Origin of the sequence: Pseudomonas sp. DNDY-54 (assembly GCF_019880365.1) — a bacterium.
Lineage (GTDB): Bacteria > Pseudomonadota > Gammaproteobacteria > Pseudomonadales > Pseudomonadaceae > Stutzerimonas > Stutzerimonas stutzeri_P.
This window is the reverse complement of sequence record NZ_CP082271.1, coordinates 1,417,363-1,431,325: the sequence shown is the minus strand read 5'-3', so window position 1 is coordinate 1,431,325 and position 13,963 is coordinate 1,417,363. Positions and strand designations below refer to the sequence as shown.

Below are 13,963 nucleotides of genomic sequence, written 5' to 3'. Positions count from 1 at the left end.
GCGAACGGGCGCGCTTGCATCAACGCAGCAGCCGAGACAAGCTGCGATCGTTTGGCACGCTGCGCCTGGCGTTTTAAGCTCGTCGCCTGCCCTGCTGCATCACTCAGAGGATTCCCCATGCTGCGCACCACCACATTCATTGCCGGTCTTCTGCTTTCTGCGGGCGCCTACGCCCTGTCGCTATCCGATCTCAGCCAGGGCGACGCCAGCGCGGGCCTGAAGGACGCACTCAGTCAGGGTGCCAAGGTTGCGGTGCAGCAGCTCGGTAAACCGGGCGGCTTCAGCAATGATCCCGATGTTCGCATCGAACTACCCGGCAACATCGGCAAGGCTTCGCGCATGCTCAAGATGATGGGCATGGGTGCGCAGGTGGAAGAACTCGAGACCGGCATGAACAAAGCGGCTGAAGCCGCTGTATCGCAGGCGCAGGCCTTGCTCCTGGATGCGGTGAAGAAGATGACCGTGGCCGATGCCAAGGCGATCCTAGCCGGTGGCAATGACTCGGCAACGCAGTATCTGAGCAAGACCAGCCGAGATGAGATCCGCGCCAGGTTCCTGCCCATCATCAAGCAGGCGACCGACAAGGTTGGCGTGGCCCAGCAATACAACGCGCTGGCGGGCAAGGTCTCCGGCCTCGGTGCAGTCGATGGCAAATACGGCACGGTCGAAGGCTACGTGGCCGAGCAGGCACTCGATGGTCTGTTCACTGTTATCGCCGAGCAGGAAGCCAGCATTCGCCAGAACCCGGCGCAGGCGGCGACCAGTATGGCGAAGAAGGTATTCGGCGTACTGATGGGCAATTGATCGGCGAGATGAGTCGAGGCTGAACACGGATGTATCACGGAGAGAAGCTCAACGCTTGGACGCATCTTGCGGGCGGTGTGTTGGCCTTGCTCGGCACGGTCTGGCTGCTTGTCCTGGCTGCAATGGATGGCGACGTGACGAAGATCGTCAGTATGGCCATCTACGGATTCACCCTGGTATTGCTGTACAGCGCCTCCACGCTTTACCACAGCGTGCGCGGGCGGGCCAAGGAGATCATGCAGAAGCTCGATCACCTGTCGATCTACCTGCTGATCGCCGGCAGTTATACGCCGTTCTGCCTGGTAACCCTACGCGGCACCTGGGGCTGGTGGCTGTTCGGAACCGTCTGGGCACTGGCGGTCATCGGCATGCTGCAGGAGATCAAGCCGCGCTCGGAAGCTCGGGTGCTGTCCGTCGTGATCTACGCGGTGATGGGTTGGATCGTGCTCGTTGCGGTCAAGCCGCTGCTGGCTGCGCTCGGCACTGTGGGGTTCAGCTGGTTGGTCGCCGGCGGCGTGCTCTATACGGTGGGAATCATCTTTTATGCATACGACACGCGCTTCCGCCACTGGCACGGCATCTGGCACCTGTTTGTCATGGCGGGGAGCCTGCTGCATTTCGTAGCCATCTTGCGGCATGTGGTCTGACGCTGAATCGCTAGATCACACGCTCACATTTCCTGCATGCGATTGACCTGATGTGCCAACCGCATGGTTTCGCGCTCCTCGAACTGCAGCACTTCACCGAGTAGACCGCTCGCTCTGTGCAATTCGCGGCGTTTTTCAAGGGAGCGATACAGATCGATGATGCGGTTATGCACCGCGAACACGAGCTGTGAGATTTCCTCGACAGTGATCTGCGCGAATGTTTCGCTGTCGATCTCTAGCCTCACCGTGTCGCCCTGGACGGCATCATGCAACGGGGCCTGCAACGCGCCTGGCTCGGCGTGCTCGATGACCCGCGCGATGGTGACCGTTAGTTCCCGCTCATGCTGAGCCAGATAGTCCAGCAACATTTTCGCCAGCGAGTCGCTTCGTTCCTTGGCTCCTTCAGCCAAACAGTCGGCTAAGAGTGCATGGGCCTTTCGGGTCCAATTAATCAGGTCTTCGCATCGTTCGATGTTCATGACGCCTCCTCCGCTGCGGTTTGCTGCCGGGTGTGAGAGCCGGCACGTGACGAGCAAAACGGAAACCCGATCCAAACACGTCCGGCCCGGATTGACCAGTGCTGGCATTGGCTGGCCGGGCGGTGGCTACCGACATCGCAGCACGGAGGCTGGAAAAGGGCGTATGCACGCGCTTGAATGAACAATATGCATAGCGTGCCGATTCGCCATGCACCAGTCGCGCCACACCGTCTCTCGACACCGAAGCGGCATCGGGTGCAGGTGGCGCCTCACGGCTAACGACGCGTTTGCTGACATTCCTGTCAGCGGACTGACAGCAAAGCCGCATGGCTGCTGGCTTGCAGAATCGAACGACCGATTACGAATCCGGTCACCTCTAGTACGGCGGCGATAAAAAACCGCTACCGATTCGCCAGACGGAGGACCGCATGAATAACTACGCCCGCTTCGGCGCGATGATCGCCACGTCAACGATCGTGATGTTCGGTTTGATGTATTTGAATGTATTTCAACTTGACCACATTTTCTTCAGCGAAACGCGCGCTTACATGGCGCTCGTGATGGGCGCCAGCATGGCCATAATCATGCTGGCATTCATGCTCGGCATGTATAAGAAACGGGGAGTCAACATTGCGATTTTCGCGGGGAGCGTAGTGGTGTTTGCCGCGTCGCTCTGGTTGGTACGCAGCCAGCAGACCGTGGAGCAGGTGTCATGGATGAAGGCGATGATCCCCCATCATTCGATTGCGATCCTCACCAGTGAGCGCGCCACTATTACCGATCCGCGAGTACGTAAGCTGGCCGATGAAATTATCCAGGCCCAGCGCGAAGAGATTGCCGAAATGGAGCGCCTGATCAGCGAGCTCGAAGACGCCGACTGATCAGGCAGCGGCGCTGAAGATGATCTCGAATGTGGTCCAGCCCTCTTTGCTGCTGCAGAGAATCTCGCCGCGATGCGCTTCTACGATGGAACGGGTGATCGCCAGCCCAAGTCCGGCATTGCTCGGACTGCCTTCGCGGCGAGCCGGATCGACCCGGTAGAAACGGTCGAACACACGCGGCTGATGGGCTGGCGGAATAGTTAGACCCGGATTGACGATTTTCAGCGCAACGCCTCGCTCTCCCGAAGCGATCTCCACACGAATGACGCCTCCGTCCGGCGTATAGCGCAGCGCATTGGACAGCACGTTCGACAGTGCCCGACGCAGCATCGCGGCGTCGCCCGGGATGCGTGCGCTGCCCGATAGCTCGAATCGGATACTGCGCTCATCCGCGGTCATCTGATGGAACTCCAGGAGTTGTTCACAAAGGGGCTGCAACTCGACAGGTTTCGTCTCGGGGATGATCAAACCGTTGTCAGCCTTGGCGAGGAACAGCATGTCATCGATCATCCGCGCCATGCGTCGCAGCTCTTCCAGGTTGGAATGGAGATTTTCCTGGTAATCCTCACGGCGGCGGTCCCGGCTCAGGACGACTTCGGTATGGGTCATCAGGTTGCTAAGCGGCGTGCGTAACTCGTGTGCAATGTCTGCCGAAAAGTTGGACAGCCGCACGAATGCATCCTCCAGCCGCGCCAACATCGCGTTGAAGGCCAGCACCAGCTGCTGCAACTCTGCGGGCGTCGCGTCGGAGGGAATACGCTCGGTCAAGGACTTGGCTGATACAGACGCCGCAACCTGGGTCACGTCGCGCAAGGGGCGCAACCCTCGGTGTGCCAGCAACCAGCCCAGAAGCCCGCTGATCAATGCACATATGAGCAATGCGGCCCAGAGCCACCCGGTGAGCGTATGAAGGAACGCGTTGTGAGCGGTGACATTGAGCGAGAGCACCACGCGCAGGGGCTGTCCCGCGACCTCAATCACATCGGTCCTGCTGCGCCAGACTTGCCCAGTACGCTGATGCTCATTTTCGCCATCGTTTACATGATCAGGCGGCCAGTGCGCTGACTGGGCCACTCCGTCTGCGGCAAACAGCACCCGGTCACGGGCGTCGATAATCCGCGCGGAGAGCTCGCTATGACCGCCCAACAGTGCCTGAAGCTGAGGTCGTAGCGCATCGAACTGCTGAAGATCATCGATTTGCTGCAGCAACTGGCGGCTGGCTTGAAACTTCTCTTCCAGCGTATGTCGGTCGAGTTCGTCGAAGTGATGCTGACTCAGTAGGCTGAAGAATAGCCCCGCTGCGCCCAGCACACCGGTGACGACCAGCATGAACATCAGGCTGAGCCTGGCGGTCAGGGACAACCGCTTCACGACGCGTCTGGCTCGTCGAGCATGTAGCCCATGCCTCGCGCGGTATGGATCAATTTGGTTTCGAACCCGTCATCGATTTTTGCCCGCAGCCGGCGGATCGCGACCTCGATGACATTGGTGTCGCTGTCGAAATTCATGTCCCATACCTGCGAAGCGATGAGCGATTTGGGCAGCACTTCGCCGCGCCGGCGCAACAGCAACTCCAGCAATGCAAATTCCTTGGCCGTGAGATCGATACGCTGACCGGCCCGCACGGCGCGGCGCTTGAGCAGATCCACTTCGAGGTCTGCAATGTTCAGCTGGGTTTGCATGGCAGCCGCATGGCCTCGACGCAGCAGCGTTCGCACGCGGGCCAGCAACTCGGAAAAGGCAAAGGGCTTGACCAGGTAGTCGTCCGCGCCGAGCTCCAGCCCCTTGACCCGATCCTCTACCCGATCACGCGCCGTGAGGAACAACACCGGCACATCCTGCCCGGCCGCGCGCACTAAACGCAGCACTTCCCAGCCATCCAGGCCGGGCATCATCACATCGAGTATCAGCAGGTCATAGGGGGCGCTCAGTACATGCTGCAACGCATCGGTGCCGCTGGTGACACGGTCAACGGTAAACCCAGCCTCGGTAAGGCCCTGCTGTAGATAAATACCGGTTTTGGGCTCGTCTTCGGCGACCAGAAGTTTCATCAGCACATCCTTTCCATTTCATCGTTCGAGTGTGCCGCGATCGACCTGGCCGAACCAGAAGCTGACAGAAAAGTAATGTTCCGCTCAGCTAACCGAAAGCCAGCTCAGGCTATGTTTCCTACCAATAAAGGCGAAAGGCGCAGCGGCTTGACCTTGACACAAGGGAAAGGTTGAAGATCAAGCCAAGCCGGACTGACCGGCGCTTACCGAGGACTTCCAATGAGTTCCATCACGCTTCAAGTACAGGGCATGACGTGTGGCGCTTGCGTGCGGCACGTGTCCCAAGCGCTCAACGCCATCGCCGGTGTGGACGCGGTCGATGTCGACCTTCAGGGCGGACGGGTACGCGTAGGCGGCGACCCTGACCACGCGGCGTTACTCAGCGCACTTAACGAAGCTGGGTATCCGGCGCAAATCGGCGGCGAGACCACCTCCGCTGCAGCGCCAAAAACGGGTTGCGGAAGCGGCTGCGGTTGTCGCTGAATTTTTCTCATAGGAGTGCTCTTGATGCCTGCTCTCAAAACCAAACTCGCCATCATCGCCGCGCTGTTGATGACTGGCACCGCGCACGCCGCTGATGTGATCGATGTGCACCGGGACGCCAACTGCGGCTGCTGCAAGGATTGGATCAAGTATCTCGAGGCGAACGGCTTTGAAGTGCGCGATCACGTTGAAACCAACATGTCGGCCGTCAAGCAGCAGTTGGGCGTCGCCCCGCGCCTTGGCTCGTGCCACACCGGCGTGATCGACGGCAAATTCATTGAGGGCCACGTTCCGGTGGCGCAGATCCTAGAACTGCAGAAGCGCAATGACCTGACCGGAATCGCCGTACCCGGCATGCCGGCCGGCTCGCCAGGCATGGACTACGGCCAGCCGGCGCAGGCCTATCAGGTCATTGGTCTGACTAAGGGTGGGAAGGATGTGGTCATGGCTGATTACCCAGGGAAGTAACACGCGTTCTGATCACTGGCGTTCGCAGCCGGACGGCGTAAACGCGCTTCGCTCTTGTGGCTGAGAACAGCACCGAAATCTCACGATGTTCGGCTCGAAAGCACGCGCAATCATCCTCAAATCAGTCATCCAGCAGGAATAGCATGCAGTCCACAGCTTCCCGCCGAACCTTCATCAAAACCCTGGCCGCAGGCGGCGTCGCCGCGGGCCTGGGTATCTGGCGGCAGCCGGTGTGGGCGGTTGCACGCCCAGGCCAGTCAGCTGAAGGCGGCGTCTTGGCAGGTACCGACTTCGATCTTTACATCGACTCGCTCGGCGTGAATTTCAGTGGTCGCGAACGCACCGCGATGGCAATCAACGGGAGCATTCCCGGCCCTCTGCTGCATTGGCGTGAGGGGGACACGGTCACCCTGCGCGTGCACAACCGCCTGCCGCAGGACACCTCGATCCATTGGCACGGCATCCTGCTGCCAGCCAACATGGACGGCGTGCCGGGTTTCAGCTTCGCGGGCATCGCGCCGGACGGCATGTATGAGTACCGTTTCCGGCTAAAACAGAGCGGGACCTACTGGTACCACAGCCACTCGGCCTTCCAAGAGCAGCTCGGTGTTTACGGGCCGCTGGTGATCGATCCGCTCGAGCCCGAGCCCTTCACGTACGAACGAGACTACGTGGTGATGCTCACCGACTGGACGGACGAAAGTCCGGCACGGGTGCTCGATAAGCTGAAGAAACAGTCCGACTACTACAACCGCGGGCGCCGCACCCTCGGCGACTTTATCAATGATGTCGCCGATCAGGGCTGGCGCGAGACGGTAGGCAATCGCTGGGCCTGGGCGAAGATGAAGATGACGCCCACTGATCTAGCCGATATCAGCGCGGAAACCTACACCTATCTGCTCAACGGACAGGCTCCGGATAGCAACTGGACGGCCGTGTTCGAACCAGGTGAGCGGGTGCGCCTGCGGCTGATCAACGGCTCGGCCATGACCTATTTCGATTTCCGCATTCCCGGGCTGAAGCTCACCGTGGTGGCGGTGGACGGCCAGAACGTGAAGCCGGTCGAGGTGGACGAGCTGCGGCTGGCGGTGGCCGAGACGGTTGATGTCATCGTCTCGCCAGATGACAGCCAGGACGCCTATACGCTCTTCGCTCAATCCATGGACCGCAGCGGTTATGCGCGCGGGACGCTGGCGTTACGCAATGGCCTGAGCGCGCCGGTGCCCAATCTCGATCCACGGCCAGAGCTGAGCATGGACGACATGGGCCACGGCGATCATGGCGCGCATAGCGGCCACGATGAGCAACCGCAGCCGGCAGGACACAGCGGTGATCACGGCGCAACAACCCATGGACAGATGGGTCATGGGAGCAACGACACTGGGCACGGCGATCATGGCCAGATGAATCATCAAGACATGGAGCATTCGACCGCCAGCAAAGATCCTGCGCCTACTGCGATGCAGTCCCACCCCGAAAGCGAAGACGGCAATCCGCTGGTGGACATGCAGACCATGATGCCGGTGCCCAAGCTGGGCGACCCCGGAATCGGCCTGCGCGACAACGGCCGTCGTGTGCTGACCTACGGCGACCTGCGCAGCACTTTCCCCGACCCGGACGGCCGTGAGCCGACACGCACGATCGAACTGCATCTGACAGGGCACATGGAACGCTTCGCCTGGTCGTTCGATGGCATCCCGTTCGCCGATGCCGAGCCGATCCGCCTGAAGTATGGCGAGCGCGTGCGCTTTGTGCTCGTCAACGACACCATGATGCACCACCCGATCCACCTCCACGGGCTGTGGAGCGATCTGGAGGACGAACAGGGCAACTTCATGGTGCGCAAACACACCATCGACATGCCGCCAGGCTCCCGACGCAGCTACCGCGTCACGGCCGACGCCCTTGGCCGTTGGGCCTACCACTGCCACATGCTGATGCACATGGACCTCGGGATGTTCCGCGAAGTCCGCGTCGAGCAATGACGGAGAAGATTATGAGCATTACCCAGCGCAACGCCCTGCTCGCGCTCGGCCTGATTGCCGCCCTGCCCTTTGGCGGCGCTCACGCGCAAGGCGAGCACGGCAACCACCATTCGAACAGCGCCGCCGCGACGCAGCAGGCGCCTGAGACCGACGCTCCAGTGTCGCAACCCGGGGCAACGATGAAACGCGACGGCATGAGTCATGAGGGCATGGATCACGACAAGATGATGCAGATGCACGAGCAGCACATGGGCTCAGGACAGATGGGCCACGGCAACATGGAACAAGGGCAGCAACAGCCTGATGGAACCAGCAGCAAGAACCCAAAGCATGACCATTAAACTGCCGCTGATCAGCGCGCTCTGTCTGGCAGCCGCCACCACCCAGGCGCAGGAAGCCGAGGATCACTCGGGTCATGGTGGTCATTCGCCAAATGCCCCGGCGCATACATCGCCGAGCCACGATACCGCCCGGCCCCACCACGGCCAGATGGATCACGGCGCGATGGACCACTCGGGGCATTCAATGCCGCATCCGCCCAAAACGGGAATCCCACCAAGCCAGCAAACGCGCAGCCCGATCCCGACGCTCGATCCCGCCGATATAGCGGCAGCCATTCCGGATATTCCCGATCATGGCATGCACCAAGGTGGCACCCATTTCATGTTTGTCGCCGACGAGCTGGAATGGCAGGACGCCGATGACGGCAGCACGCTGGCCTGGGATCTGAGCGGTTGGGCGGGCGGTGATATCGACCGTCTGGCCTTTCGCTCAGAAGGCGAGCGAACGAACGGTCATACCGAAGAAGCCGAATTGCAGCTGCTCTGGAGCCATGCCATCGGCCCATGGTGGGAAACGGTTGCCGGTGTGCGCCAGGACTTCAAACCCGGCTCGCCACAAACCTGGGCCGCTTTCGGCGTGCAGGGTATGCCGCTATACGGATTGGAAACCGAAGCGACGGCTTTCGTTGGCGAGGGTGGCCAGACTGCGTTGCGCCTCGAGGCTGAGTACGATCTGTTGCTGACGCAGCGCTGGGTGTTGCAGCCCACGGCCGAAGTCAACCTGCATGGTCGCAACGACGAGCGCCGAGGCATCGGTTCCGGTTTGAGCGACGCGGGGGTTGGTCTGCGCCTACGCTACGAGATCAGCCGTCAGTTCGCGCCCTATGTGGGCGTAAGCTGGCACCGCGCCTATGGCAACACCGCTGATCTAGCACGCCTCGACGGGGAAGACACCCGCGAAACTCGCCTGGTGGCGGGTATCCGGTTCTGGTTTTAAGGCCGAACAACCATGCTCAAAACGTTAGCGACACTGCTGCTGGCTGCGCTTGTGCTGATACTGATCGGTGCTGGCGTGGTCTATTCCGGCGTCGTCAATGTGGCTGCAGATACACCTCATAGCGCGCCGGTCCGGGCGCTATTGGAAACAGCACGCGAACGCTCAATCGCCGTTCGCGCCGACGATATCCTTGTGCCGGACCTGAGCGATGCGGAACTGATCAGGTCGGGGGCTGGCAACTACGATGCGATGTGCGCGATGTGCCACCTCGCACCGGGCGTCCAATCCACCGAGCTGAGCAACGCCCTCAACCCTGCCCCGCCGGACCTCACGGATGCCAACCGCAAGCACGAGCCGGCGCACGATTTCTGGACGATCAAACACGGCATCAAAGCCACCGGCATGCCCGCCTGGGGCCAGAGCATGGACGACCGTTACATCTGGGGGTTGATCGCCCTTCTGGAGCAGCTGCCAGCGCTGACGCCCATGGACTATCAGGCCTTGGTTGCAGCGAGTGGCGGTCACCAGCACGGCGGCGGTGAGACAGCTATGCAGAACCACAATCCAGCGCCTGCCAACACGCGACCTCATGACGGCGAGCGGTCGGTTGAGCAGCATCATCCAGCGCAGCCCGCAACACCCGATCTGCACCGCCATGCCGACGGCACCGATCACCCTCATTGAGCACCTGCCACCGCCACGTGGTGGTTCATCACGTGGCGGTGGTCGAGCGGTGCGGCTTACGGTACGGAAACGACCTCGATTGGTGCCTGCCCAGCCAGCGCTGGCTGACGATAGGCGTCACGCCACGCCTGATAACGCTCGTCCTGCCAGACGCGCAGGTGGAGCCGCGCCATCCCGTCCGGGTCGTTCAGTAAACGCCAACGCGCCGCTTCTGCCGCGCCGTCGGGACCGGCATCGAGAATCTGTTGCATGCGCTGCTCCCGCAGTACTTCTGCACCCGGAACGACCTTGGCATGCCGGGCGCGTGCCATCCCACAAACGAGCGCGTTGTAGATCGGGTCTACTGTCGCCGCGATAAAGCCGTCGTGCAGCGCGTTGTCGTGATTCTCTCGCGTGTAGCGGTCGGTCGACGCGAGTTCCTGCGGAGGATTGAACTCCTCCGGGATCAGAAAAAGCTTCCGACGGAACGCAGCGAGGCCGAGGCCAGTACGGCTGGTGATCACCGACACGGGGGCCGAGAGCATCAGCGACACCACAATCGGCGCCAGCCACCACAGAAACGCCGGATCGAGCCAGGCCACCAGCCCGGTCCAGAGCGCGCCCAACAGCATCTGCGGGCCGTGTCGACGCAAGGCTTCACCCCAGGGCGTCGCATTGTCAGCGCGCTGCGGTGAGTTCCACTGCACCGACCAGCCAAGGAATGCGGCGGTCACGAACACGGTGTGGAACAGCATGCGGACCGGCGCGGCCAGCATCGAGAACAGGGTCTCTAACACCATCGACAACACCAGGCGAATGCGGCCGCCGTACTCGTGCGCGCCCTGGATGCAGATCAGCAGAACGCTGAGCAACTTGGGCAGGAACAACAAGGTCAGCGTCGCGGAGAACAACGCGATCGCTTCCTGCGGATGCCATTCCGGCCACAGCGGGTACAGCTGATTCGGCTGCAGGAAGTACTCAGGCACCATCAACGTATGAATCGCCAGCAGGCCGGTTGAGAGCGCCAGGAACACGAACCAGAGCGGCGCAGACAGGTACGACATGACCCCAGTCAGAAATACGAAACGATGGACGGTGTGCATGCCCTTCACGAGGAACAGCCGGAAGTTCATCAAATTGCCGTGACACCAACGACGGTCGCGCTTGAGCTCGTCGAGCAGGTTCGGTGGCAGCTCTTCATAGCTTCCTGGCAGGTCGTAGGCGATCCATACGCCCCATCCAGCCCGGCGCATCAGCGCCGCTTCGACGAAGTCATGAGAAAGGATATCGCCGGCAAACGAGCCCTTACCCGGCAGCGGCGCTAGCGCACAATGTTCTATGAAGGGTTTGACCCGGATGATCGCGTTGTGGCCCCAGTAGTGGGACTCCCCCAGCTGCCAGAAATTGAGCCCGGCAGTGAACAGAGGCCCGTAAACCCGCGTGGCGAACTGCTGCATCCGCGCGTAAAGCGTGTCCATTCCCGATGCCTTCGGCGCGGTCTGGATGATGCCGGCGCCCGGGTTGGCTTCCATCAAGCGCACCAGGCTGGTCAGGCATTCACCGCTCATCACGCTGTCGGCATCCAGCACAACCATGTAACGGTAACTGCTGCCCCAGCGACGACAGAAGTCATCGATATTCCCGCTCTTGCGTTTCACGCGTCGACGGCGACGCCGATAGAAGATATGCCCGAAGCCGTCCACCTCCTTGCACACCTCCAGCCAGGCCTTTTGTTCCGCGACGCACTTATCCGGGTCATTACTGTCGCTGAGCACGAAGATATCGAAATGCTCCAGATGCCCGGTCGCCTTGAGCGATTCGTAGGTTGCCCGAAGCCCGGCGAACACGCGCGGCACATCTTCGTTGGCGATTGGCATCACCAGTGCGGTGCGCGCCTCGCGCGGGATCGGTTCGTCGCCTAAGGTGCTGGCGGAGATGTTGTATTGATCGTGCCCTTTGAGCAGCTGGAAGAACCCCATCAGCGCTGTCCAGAACCCCACCGAAACCCAGCAGAACAGCAAGGCGAACAGCAAAAGAATGCTCGTCTGCACCACGTACGGAAGAATCTGCCGCGCTGACTCCTGCCACGGTTGCAGAAACACTTCCTGCAGATCAATCAGTGCCCAGCCCTGATAAGGCAGCACGGATTTCATGTGCCAGGTGGCAATCACCGTCTGTACCAGCATCAGCACCAGCAACGTGGTGCGACGGAACGCGGCGACTCTACGCCAGCCCGAGCGATCAACGGACTGCGCAGGTGGCAGCTCCACCGTACGGTTCTTTTTGCGCAGCAGGCGCCACCAGCTCAGACGCAGTACGTTGGTATGCCACGGCTCAGGCACCATTCGAGTCCGCACAATCGGCGGTGTCGAGCGGATGCACACGCGCCCCTGATGGTCGCGAGTCAACGCCCGTGCACGCTCGAAGGTTTCACCCCAGCCGAGCCTCAAGCGGGCGGCCACCGAGCCGAGCAAATCGCCGCCGCTCGATACCGAGTCGGCATCCGGTACGGTGCGGCCCAGGGCTCGATGGACATCCTCCAGCCCGCCGCTGCCCTGCTCCACCTCGCTGAGCAAGGCTTGGCGCTGCGCATCATCGAGCGGCAGCTGGCTGATGTAGCGACCGGTAATCGAAGGCTCCACGGGATTACTCATTGGTTGGGATCTGGTAGCTCCAGGTTTCGGAAAGCGTCTTCTCGCCTTCCACCAGTGCAGCCCTCAGCTCTACAGGGCGCTTGGGATCACGCACCTTCAAGCGCAAGGTCAGACGCCAGCCTTTGGTCACGGGGTTATGCCGGAGGTTGTTTTCCACCAGCTCGGCGTTTTCACCGATGCTCACCCGGGTGCTCACGGCTGCATCGGCGACCAGCGCGGCCAGGTTGGGCCCGACGAAGTCGACAATCAGAGCGGTGCTGCCATCAGGTTGCCGGATCAGATTCGACTGTTTTACGTCGCCGGTAGAGAGCCGCGTCTGGCTGACCCACGCCAACTCGGGGTCATGCAGCGCCGGCTCATCCATGGTGAAGTGCAGGCGGTACGCGAAATCCAGCGGCTTGCCGGGTTCCGGCCGCTCTTCCGGTACCCAGAACGCAACAATGTTGTCGTTGGTTTCGTCCGGCGTCGGAATTTCGATCAGTTCGACCCGTCCTTTCCCCCAGTCACCCTTGGGCTCGACCCATCCACTGGGTCGCAGCTCGTAACGATCGTCCAGGTCTTCATAGCGCCCAAAATCCCGGGTGCGCTGGAGCAGGCCAAAGCCGCGCGGGTTTTCGACGCTGTAACTGCTGATGGACAGTCGCTTGGGGTTGTTCAGCGGTCGCCAGATCCACTCGTCATTGCCGGTGTGGATCGCCAGCCCCTCAGAGTCGTGCAGCTGCGGACGGTAGTTGAGCAACTGACTCGGCTGGTTGGCGCCGAACAGATACATGCTGGTCAGCGCGCCAAGGCCGAGCTTTTCAACCGGCTCACGCAGATACACGCGCGCCTGTACGTCAACGGTGCTGTCCTTACCCGGCGTAACCACCATCCGATAAGCACCGGTGGCGCGCGGCGAATCCAGCAAGGCGTAGATCACCAAATTGCGGCGATCGGCTTGCGGGCGCTCGACCCAGAACTCGCGAAAGCGCGGAAATTCCTCGCCGCTGGGCAGCGCCGTGTCGATCGCCAGCCCCCGCGCGGACAGACCATACACTTGGTCCTTGCCGATCACCCGAAAATAGCTCGCGCCCAGCAGCGTCATCAGCTCGTCTGCCTTGTCCGCCTTGTTCAGCGGATAGAGCACCTTGAAACCCGCGAAGCCGAGATTTTCCAACGCGGCGGGCTCGACCTCAACGTTGCCGAACTCGAACATTTCCGGCTCGTAACGGATCTTCTCGACGCCATTGGCGGTGATCTCGTTGATCCGCACAGGCACATTGAAATGCATGCCCTGATGGTAAAACTGCAGCTCGAATGGCGTGGGTTCAGCTTTCCATAGCGCTTTGTCGCCACGGAAACGCAGCTGCTGGTAATCCGCGAACGCCATGTTGCGAAACACGGGGGGCAGATTGCTCTGCGGTGGCGCGTAGTCTTGCGTCGCCAGCTTTTCCGCCTTTACCGCAACATCCTCAAGGCTGAACGCCCAGCCGTGGCTGGCAAACAACCCCAAGGACAAACTCAACGTAAAACCCAGTGCCCGACCTGTGCGAGCGCCTGCGTTGAAATGAAAGGTACGTGACACATCGCC

General features: G+C 61.2%; 14 protein-coding genes. 9 read left to right on the top strand and 5 right to left on the bottom strand.

Annotation, left to right across the window (positions count from 1 at the left end):
• The first annotated feature begins 117 nt into the window (after positions 1-117).
• Together K4O48_RS06710 and trhA are read left to right on the top strand one after the other, a co-directional pair.
• Positions 118-804: a DUF4197 domain-containing protein gene (locus K4O48_RS06710; protein WP_222911277.1), complete on the top strand. Its 687-nt coding sequence runs from the start codon at positions 118-120 to the stop codon at positions 802-804.
• A 29-nt stretch (positions 805-833) separates the two neighbouring features.
• Positions 834-1,451 carry a PAQR family membrane homeostasis protein TrhA gene (gene trhA, locus K4O48_RS06705; RefSeq protein WP_222911276.1) on the top strand — a complete coding sequence of 206 codons (618 nt, stop codon included), beginning with the start codon at positions 834-836 and terminating at the stop codon, positions 1,449-1,451.
• 23 nt (positions 1,452-1,474) lie between these two features.
• On the opposite strand, the gene K4O48_RS06700 is transcribed toward trhA, so the two are convergent.
• Positions 1,475-1,930, bottom strand: a complete 456-nt coding sequence (locus K4O48_RS06700) for a hypothetical protein (RefSeq protein ID WP_222911275.1) — start codon at positions 1,928-1,930, stop codon at positions 1,475-1,477.
• 428 nt (positions 1,931-2,358) lie between these two features.
• On the opposite strand from K4O48_RS06700, the gene K4O48_RS06695 reads away from it, so the two are divergent.
• Positions 2,359-2,811 carry a DUF305 domain-containing protein gene (locus K4O48_RS06695; RefSeq protein WP_222911274.1) on the top strand — a complete coding sequence of 151 codons (453 nt, stop codon included), beginning with the start codon at positions 2,359-2,361 and terminating at the stop codon, positions 2,809-2,811.
• On the opposite strand, the gene K4O48_RS06690 is transcribed toward K4O48_RS06695, so the two are convergent.
• Positions 2,812-4,182, bottom strand: a complete 1,371-nt coding sequence (locus K4O48_RS06690) for a heavy metal sensor histidine kinase (RefSeq protein ID WP_222911273.1) — start codon at positions 4,180-4,182, stop codon at positions 2,812-2,814.
• Positions 4,179-4,862 (bottom strand): heavy metal response regulator transcription factor, encoded by a 684-nt coding sequence (locus K4O48_RS06685; protein ID WP_222911272.1) that lies wholly within the window; start codon positions 4,860-4,862, stop codon positions 4,179-4,181. The genes K4O48_RS06690 and K4O48_RS06685 overlap by 4 nt, the downstream gene beginning before the upstream one ends.
• Positions 4,863-5,081: 219 nt before the next feature.
• On the opposite strand from K4O48_RS06685, the gene K4O48_RS06680 reads away from it, so the two are divergent.
• From K4O48_RS06680 to K4O48_RS06655, 6 genes are all read left to right on the top strand, one after another.
• A complete protein-coding gene (locus tag K4O48_RS06680; RefSeq protein WP_222911271.1) occupies positions 5,082-5,345 on the top strand; it encodes a heavy-metal-associated domain-containing protein in 264 nt (87 codons plus the stop codon).
• A gap of 24 nt (positions 5,346-5,369) precedes the next feature.
• A complete protein-coding gene (locus K4O48_RS06675) occupies positions 5,370-5,813 on the top strand; it encodes a DUF411 domain-containing protein (RefSeq protein ID WP_222911270.1) in 444 nt (147 codons plus the stop codon).
• Between the two features lie 143 nt (positions 5,814-5,956).
• A complete protein-coding gene (locus K4O48_RS06670; protein ID WP_222911269.1) occupies positions 5,957-7,798 on the top strand; it encodes a copper resistance system multicopper oxidase in 1,842 nt (613 codons plus the stop codon).
• Between the two features lie 11 nt (positions 7,799-7,809).
• Positions 7,810-8,139: a hypothetical protein gene (locus K4O48_RS06665; protein ID WP_222911268.1), complete on the top strand. Its 330-nt coding sequence runs from the start codon at positions 7,810-7,812 to the stop codon at positions 8,137-8,139.
• The gene (locus K4O48_RS06660) at positions 8,129-9,076 is read left to right on the top strand and encodes a copper resistance protein B (protein WP_222911267.1); all 948 of its coding nucleotides are present in this window, start codon (positions 8,129-8,131) and stop codon (positions 9,074-9,076) included. The genes K4O48_RS06665 and K4O48_RS06660 overlap by 11 nt, the downstream gene beginning before the upstream one ends.
• A gap of 12 nt (positions 9,077-9,088) precedes the next feature.
• On the top strand, positions 9,089-9,760 hold the full coding sequence (locus tag K4O48_RS06655) for a c-type cytochrome (protein WP_222911266.1): 672 nt from the start codon (positions 9,089-9,091) through the stop codon (positions 9,758-9,760).
• Between the two features lie 56 nt (positions 9,761-9,816).
• Here K4O48_RS06655 and mdoH read toward each other — a convergent pair whose 3' ends face one another.
• Together mdoH and K4O48_RS06645 are read right to left on the bottom strand one after the other, a co-directional pair.
• Positions 9,817-12,393 (bottom strand): glucans biosynthesis glucosyltransferase MdoH, encoded by a 2,577-nt coding sequence (gene mdoH, locus K4O48_RS06650; RefSeq protein WP_222911265.1) that lies wholly within the window; start codon positions 12,391-12,393, stop codon positions 9,817-9,819.
• Positions 12,386-13,909, bottom strand: coding sequence for a glucan biosynthesis protein G (locus tag K4O48_RS06645; protein WP_222912018.1), 1,524 nt, complete (start codon positions 13,907-13,909; stop codon positions 12,386-12,388). Before K4O48_RS06645 ends, mdoH begins: the two co-directional genes overlap by 8 nt.
• Between the last annotated feature and the right edge of the window lie 54 nt (positions 13,910-13,963).

Excerpts from the sequence above, each read along its gene's own strand:
- K4O48_RS06710 (WP_222911277.1), top strand. The coding sequence starts at position 118 with ATGCTGCGCACCACCACATTCATTGCCGGTCTTCTGCTTTCTGCGGGC.
- trhA (WP_222911276.1), top strand. The coding sequence starts at position 834 with ATGTATCACGGAGAGAAGCTCAACGCTTGGACGCATCTTGCGGGCGGT.
- K4O48_RS06700 (WP_222911275.1), bottom strand. The coding sequence starts at position 1,930 with ATGAACATCGAACGATGCGAAGACCTGATTAATTGGACCCGAAAGGCC.
- K4O48_RS06695 (WP_222911274.1), top strand. The coding sequence starts at position 2,359 with ATGAATAACTACGCCCGCTTCGGCGCGATGATCGCCACGTCAACGATC.
- K4O48_RS06685 (WP_222911272.1), bottom strand. The coding sequence starts at position 4,862 with ATGAAACTTCTGGTCGCCGAAGACGAGCCCAAAACCGGTATTTATCTA.
- K4O48_RS06680 (WP_222911271.1), top strand. The coding sequence starts at position 5,082 with ATGAGTTCCATCACGCTTCAAGTACAGGGCATGACGTGTGGCGCTTGC.
- K4O48_RS06675 (WP_222911270.1), top strand. The coding sequence starts at position 5,370 with ATGCCTGCTCTCAAAACCAAACTCGCCATCATCGCCGCGCTGTTGATG.
- K4O48_RS06670 (WP_222911269.1), top strand. The coding sequence starts at position 5,957 with ATGCAGTCCACAGCTTCCCGCCGAACCTTCATCAAAACCCTGGCCGCA.
- K4O48_RS06665 (WP_222911268.1), top strand. The coding sequence starts at position 7,810 with ATGAGCATTACCCAGCGCAACGCCCTGCTCGCGCTCGGCCTGATTGCC.
- K4O48_RS06660 (WP_222911267.1), top strand. The coding sequence starts at position 8,129 with ATGACCATTAAACTGCCGCTGATCAGCGCGCTCTGTCTGGCAGCCGCC.
- K4O48_RS06655 (WP_222911266.1), top strand. The coding sequence starts at position 9,089 with ATGCTCAAAACGTTAGCGACACTGCTGCTGGCTGCGCTTGTGCTGATA.
- mdoH (WP_222911265.1), bottom strand. The coding sequence starts at position 12,393 with ATGAGTAATCCCGTGGAGCCTTCGATTACCGGTCGCTACATCAGCCAG.